Raw genomic sequence first — 5,136 nt, 5'->3', positions numbered from 1 at the left:
CTACTTCTTGCCCACTCCCTTGTCTTGTGGCGTTCTATAATGGCGCAGAAGTTGAATGGCGTAAAATGTGGTCTATTCAGAGCTTGTTTTATTGCGATTCAATAGTGCGGGGGTGGGCAGACGTAGCGAAAATCAATCGATTTTCTACTTCTTGTTCACTCCCTTGATTTTTTTAAATAATGAATTAATAAAGATAGGAGTTTCTAATGGCAATCAACTTAAAAAAAGAAGTAAATAAACGCCGAACTTTTGCGATTATTTCCCATCCGGATGCAGGGAAAACAACGATTACAGAACAATTCTTATTGTTTAGTGGGGCAATCCGTGAAGCGGGAACGGTAAAAGCAAAAGGTAAAAAATCAAACAAATTTGCAAAATCTGACTGGATGGAAATCGAAAAACAAAGAGGGATTTCGGTAACGAGTTCAGTGATGCAAGTGGATTATGATGGGTTCCAAGTGAATATTGTCGATACACCTGGGCACGAAGATTTCTCAGAAGATACGTATCGAACATTAATGGCCGTAGACGCAGCCGTGATGGTGGTGGATTCAGGTAAAGGGATTGAGCCACAAACGAAAAAATTATTTGAAGTTTGTAGCATGCGTGGCATTCCCATTTTTACATTTATGAATAAATTAGACCGTGATGGGCGCGAACCATTAGAATTAGTTGCGGAATTAGAAGAAGTTTTAGGCATTGATGCCTATCCAATGAATTGGCCAATGGGGATGGGAAAAGGTTTATTAGGTTTATATGATTTATATAATAAGCGAGTTGAATTAAAAGGTCCTGAAGAGGGTGAAGAAACGTATATCCCACTAGACGAAGAGGGCGAAGCCGTAGGGGAACATTCATTTAAAGAATCTTCCATCTATACTCAAGCACTAGAAGATGCCCAATTATTAGCGGAAGCAGGTAATGAATTTGACCGCGAGTTAATCAATACAGGTAAATTAACCCCAGTCTTCTTTGGATCGGCCTTAACCGGATTTGGTGTTCAAACTTTCTTTGATGCCTTTGTTGACTTAGCACCGGCCCCATCTAAAGTAGAGACCAAAGATGAGTCGATTGTCGTCGATCCGACGGATGAACAGTTTACAGGCTTTATTTTCAAAATCCAAGCCAATATGAACCCGGCTCACCGCGATCGTATTGCTTTTATCCGCATTTGTTCCGGATCGTTTGAAAAAGGGATGAATGTCACCTTAAAGAGAACCGGTAAGGTATTGCGTTTAGCCCATACAACGCAGTTTATGGCTGATTCACGTGAAGAAACGCAAGAAGCCGTAGCAGGCGATATTATTGGTTTGTATGATACTGGTAATTTACAAATCGGCGATACGATTTTTTCAGGAAAAAGCAATGTTGAGTTTAAACCATTACCACAATTTACCCCTGAATTATTTATGAAAGTGACACCTAAAAATGTGATGAAACAAAAATCTTTTCATAAAGGTATAGAACAATTAGTTCAAGAAGGGGCGATTCAATTATATAAGACTTATCATACTGAAGAATATATTATTGGAGCTGTGGGGCAATTACAATTTGAAGTTTTCCAATACCGTTTATTGCATGAGTATAATGCGGAAGTTGTAATGACCCCAATGGGGAACAAAATTGCTCGTTGGATCGACGAGAAAGATTTAAACCCGAACATGTCAAGTAGTCGTAATTTATTAACGCGTGACCGTTTCGGAAATCCAGTATTTTTATTTGAAAATCAATTCGCTGAAAATTGGTTTAAAGATAAATATCCTGATGTGACATTATTGCAGTTACTTTAATAAAAGAATCGATAAAAAAACCACTAAGTTTAACCGAATGCATCTTTGCTGGCTGATTAAGATAAGCCCTTGATGATTACTGGTAAAACTTAGTGGTTATTATTTAATTTTTTAACTCGAATTGAATGAAGTTATCACCTTTTATCGTTTCCAATTCATCTACATTTGTGTCAGGGAGTAATTTACCTAAAACAAAGTCGATTTCTCTTTGGCGAACCGGTCTAGTTTTATTAATGATAATAATATTTTGATGCGTATTAGCGATAGTATAAATAACTGTACAAGGCCCAACAGAATAGACACGAACTGAGTGAGAGTCGGTGTTTTCTAGTTGGCGAGTTACTAAATCTGAGTGGCTATTGGTAACATCGATTAATTTCATGTAGAACCTCCTCTGCTTTTGTCTACTATTATAATCTTATTTAGCTGAAAATAACAGTAAAAAAGCCGATAAAATAAAAATAATTAATACAATAACTATAAATTACGAATGCTGGCCTATATTAAATAAAAATATGTAAAAGGGTTTTCAAAACTTGTGAAAAGTAGTACAATGGTGTTGGCGCTTCAAAATATTAGCGGCAAAGAGAGTTAAAAAGGGTTTTATTAAAGAAAATCAGCATAAATAGTTGTTAGAACCTTAAAAAAATGGTATTCTTACTATGATAGGGTTCAGTTTTGATAAATCTCAAAACGGCTCTTAATAAATTATCTTAAAGGGGTATTGTATTATGGAAAAGAAAGAATTTCATGTAGTAGCTGAAACAGGAATCCACGCTCGTCCAGCAACTTTATTAGTTCAAACTGCGAGCAAATTTTCATCAGATTTAAACTTAGAATATAAAGGTAAATCAGTTAACCTTAAATCTATCATGGGTGTAATGTCATTAGGTGTTGGCCAAGGAGCTGACGTAGTGATTACAGCTGAAGGTGCCGATGAAGTTGAAGCAATCGCAGCAGTTGCTGAAACCATGAAAAACGAAGGTTTAGCTAACTAATATGACAACAGTTAAATTAACTGGGATTGCAGCGAGCGATGGCATTGCTATCGCTCCTGTTTATCTTTTAACAGAACCAAACCTTTCTTTTGAAACAAAACGTGTTGAAGATGCGGATGCAGAGGTTGCTCGTTTAGATGCTGCTTATGAGCAAGCGATTGTAGAAGTTTCAAAAATTAGAGATATTGCAAAAGAATCTTTAGGTGCGGAAGAAGCGCAAGTCTTTGAAGCGCACTTAATGGTTTTACAAGATCCTGAATTTACGGATCAAGTAAAAATGAAAATTAAAGATGAAAATGTGAATGCTGAAGCTGCGTTACATGAAGTTTCAACATTCTTTATTAACATGTTTGCTGGAATGGAAGACAATCCTTATATGCAAGAACGTGCAGCTGATATTAAAGATGTTAGCGAACGTGTCTTAGCTGCATTATTAGGCGTTAAATTACCAAGTCCTGCAACCATCGATGAGGAAGTCGTTGTGATTGCACACGACTTAACACCAAGTGATACAGCGCAATTAAACAAAGATTTTGTAAAAGCGTTCGTAACCAACATTGGTGGACGTACTTCTCACTCAGCAATTATGGCGCGTTCTTTAGAAATTCCAGCTATCGTTGGAACAAAATCAATTACTGAAACAGTAAAAGATGGCGATTTATTAATTGTTGATGCGTTAGAAGGCGTGGTATTGTTAAATCCAACAGAAGAAGAAATTAAAGAGTACCAAGCTAAAGCAGATGCTTATGCTGCCCAAAAAGCAGAATGGGAAAAATTAGTTTCAGCACCTTCTGTAACTAAAGATGGTCATCATGTTGAATTAGCAGCTAACATCGGAACACCAAAAGACGTTAAAGGTGTCTTAGAAAATGGAGCCGAAGGTGTTGGTTTATACCGTACTGAATTCTTATATATGGATTCACCAGACTTCCCAACCGAAGATGATCAATACGAAGCATATAAAACAGTATTAGAGTCAATGGACGGTAAGGGTGTTGTTGTTCGTACAATGGATATTGGTGGAGATAAAGAATTACCTTATTTAACTTTACCAGAAGAAATGAACCCATTCTTAGGTTACCGTGCAATTCGTATCTCATTAGACCGCACAGAAATGTTCAAAACACAATTACGTGCTTTATTAAGAGCATCTGTTCATGGTGATTTACGTATTATGTTCCCAATGATTGCAACGTTACAAGAATTCCGTGCCGCTAAAGCGATTTTAGATGAAACTAAAGCTGAGTTAGTAGCAGAAGGAGTAGAAGTTTCAGATTCAATCCAAGTAGGGATTATGATCGAAATTCCAGCGGCTGCTGTTTTAGCGCACCAATTTGCTAAAGAAGTAGACTTCTTCAGTATTGGTACAAATGACTTAATTCAATATACAATGGCTGCAGACCGTATGAATGAACAAGTTTCATACTTATACCAACCATATAATCCATCAATCTTGACGTTAATTAAACACGTTATCGATTCTTCACATAAAGAAGGTAAATGGACTGGTATGTGTGGGGAAATGGCCGGCGACCAAATCGCTGTTCCATTATTATTAGGTATGGGCTTAGATGAATTCTCTATGAGTGCTACCAGCGTATTAAAAACTCGTAGCTTAATTAGTAAATTAAACTTAACGGAAATGCAAGCACTAGCTGACAAAGCGATTAACGAATGTTCGACTGCTGAAGAAGTAGTAGAATTAGTTAATGCTGCGGTTGAAGCTGCTCAAAACAACTAATTTTTAATTAAATCACTAAGAGGTTAGGAGAAATTCACTGAATTTCATCTCAACCTCTTTTTTGCATTTTAAAGTACGAAAAAATCGGAAGTAATATCGAGGTGGTTTGAGGACAGTGAATGAATGTTTTGTGTCTCTTTGTCAAATGTTGTGGGGTATGAAAATTTCTCCATTCACCTATAGCTAAAAGTATAGAAACATTTTTTAATACGTATCGTTATCAAATTTTGCCAGAACAAAAACCGTGTTGATTTACCTGCCCTGTCTTCTACATTCTACTGGAATGTAGAAGTGCATAAACGAGTGGGCTATCATGTTCACTCTCACCATATAAAAAGGGAGTTGGCAAAAACTTTTTAAATTCTGTTCAGGCATGTCTATTTAATTCAAAGCGCAGTGGTTGATTGGTCTCAACCTGCGTCTTAACGTAGTTGAGAACAAGCTTGATAAATTCTGTCAAGTTAGTAAGTCTTAATCAAAAGCGCAGTGGTTGAGTGGCATCAAACTGCGTCTTAACGTAGTTGAGAACAAGCTTGATAAATTATGTCAAGTTAGTAAGTCGTAATCAAAAGCGCAGTGGTTGAGTGGCATCAAACTACGTCTTAAT

4 protein-coding genes are annotated in these 5,136 nt (G+C 36.8%); 3 read left to right on the top strand and 1 reads right to left on the bottom strand.

What is annotated here, in order from left to right; all coding sequences use genetic code 11:
• The first annotated feature begins 206 nt into the window (after positions 1-206).
• The gene (locus GSA01S_RS09260; protein WP_066126874.1) at positions 207-1,790 is read left to right on the top strand and encodes a peptide chain release factor 3; all 1,584 of its coding nucleotides are present in this window, start codon (positions 207-209) and stop codon (positions 1,788-1,790) included.
• A gap of 103 nt (positions 1,791-1,893) precedes the next feature.
• Here the strand turns inward: GSA01S_RS09260 and GSA01S_RS09255 are convergent, their stop codons facing one another.
• A complete protein-coding gene (locus GSA01S_RS09255) occupies positions 1,894-2,172 on the bottom strand; it encodes a DUF1827 family protein (RefSeq protein WP_066126872.1) in 279 nt (92 codons plus the stop codon).
• Positions 2,173-2,521: 349 nt separating this feature from the next.
• Here GSA01S_RS09255 and GSA01S_RS09250 point away from each other — a divergent pair, with 349 nt between their 5' ends.
• A complete protein-coding gene (locus GSA01S_RS09250; protein WP_066126871.1) occupies positions 2,522-2,788 on the top strand; it encodes a phosphocarrier protein HPr in 267 nt (88 codons plus the stop codon).
• Between the two features lies 1 nt (position 2,789).
• Positions 2,790-4,529 carry a phosphoenolpyruvate--protein phosphotransferase gene (gene ptsP / locus GSA01S_RS09245; RefSeq protein ID WP_066126867.1) on the top strand — a complete coding sequence of 580 codons (1,740 nt, stop codon included), beginning with the start codon at positions 2,790-2,792 and terminating at the stop codon, positions 4,527-4,529.
• Positions 4,530-5,136 lie beyond the last annotated feature (607 nt).

The organism is Globicatella sanguinis NBRC 15551, assembly GCF_001552295.1.
Taxonomy (GTDB): Bacteria; Bacillota; Bacilli; order Lactobacillales; family Aerococcaceae; genus Globicatella; species Globicatella sanguinis.
The sequence above is the reverse complement of the archived record's forward strand: the minus strand, read 5'-3'. Positions and strand labels throughout refer to the sequence as shown.